This is a genomic window from Protofrankia sp. CiP1_Cm_nod3 (assembly GCF_982290655.1).
On the sequence record NZ_CEVIVD010000003.1, the window covers coordinates 1 to 1,227 of the forward strand.

The window sequence follows — 1,227 nt, forward strand, 5'->3', positions numbered from 1 at the left end:
GGGATGGTGGCTGTCCGCGCACCTGGGCGGGAGGGGGCGGCTAGCCTGTCGGAGTGACCGCGCCCGCTGGCCCGCCTACCGGGCCGCCCACCGGACCGAAGATCGAACTGCATGTTCACCTGGAGGGCACGGTCCGTCCGGCGACCCTGCTGGCGATGGCCCGGCGTAACGGGCAGGCGCTGCCGGCCACGACGGTCGAGGAGCTCACCGAGCTGTACCGCTTCCGGGACTTCGACCACTTCATCGAGGTCTGGGTCCTCACCACACATGTGATGCGCACCGCCGAGGACTTCCGCCAGGTCGTCGTCGACTACGCCGCCGAGGCATCCGCGCACGGCGCGGTCTACGTGGAGGGGATCTTCTCCCCGTGGTTCCGCGTCCGGCGCGGGATCTCCTGGGAGGAGATCTTCAACGGCTACGCCGACGGGGTGGCCGAGGCCCGCGAACGGTTCGGCCTGCCCATGGGCCTCACTCCCGACATCGACCGTGTCCTGCCGCCGGAGGAGGCCTGCGAGGTGGCCCGCCAGGCGGTCCGGTTCCGCGACCGGGGGATCGTCGGCCTGGGGCTGGGCGGACCGGAGGCCGGCCACCCGCCCGAACCGTACGCGCGGGCGTTCGCCATCGCCGCCGACGGCGGGCTGGCCGCCGTCCCGCACGCGGGGGAGAGCGGCGGGCCGGCCTCGATCCGCGGCGCGTTGGACGCCCTGGGCGCGCGCCGCATCCGGCACGGCATCCGAGCCCTGGACGATCCCGGCCTCGTAGCCGATCTTGTCGAGCGGGATGTCGTCCTGGACGTCTGCCCGGTGTCCAACCTGCGGACGCGCTCAGCGGCGGATCTTGCCGGGCATCCGCTGCCCGCGCTGGTCGAGGCGGGGGTGCGCTGCTCGCTGGCCACCGACGACCCGGCTATGTTCGACACCGATCTCGGCCGTGAGCACGCGGTGGCCGCGGCACTGGGCGTGTCCGCCCGTGGCCTGTACGAGGCCGGCGTCGCCGGCGCGCTGTGCGACGACGCGACGCGGCAGCGGCTGGCGGCGATCGGCACCGGCACCGACTGGGACGCCGTGCGGGCGGCGCTGGCCACGGCCGCCCGCACGGATCCGCTGGCTGCCGGTATCGCCGCGGCCGCCTCCTTCCCGCCCGCCACCGCGGCCGTGCCGGCGGCCGTGCCGAGCTCTGGGCCCGTCGGCGGTGCCGGAACCGCGACGGTGCCGCGGTGAGCTCCGT

General features: G+C 75.1%; 1 protein-coding gene. It reads left to right on the forward strand.

Annotation, left to right across the window (positions count from 1 at the left end; translation table 11 throughout):
• Positions 1-53: 53 nt before the first annotated feature.
• Complete coding sequence (gene add, locus AC5LUJ_RS01510) at positions 54-1,220, forward strand: adenosine deaminase (protein WP_250283250.1); 1,167 nt, start codon at positions 54-56, stop codon at positions 1,218-1,220.
• Positions 1,221-1,227: the final 7 nt, after the last annotated feature.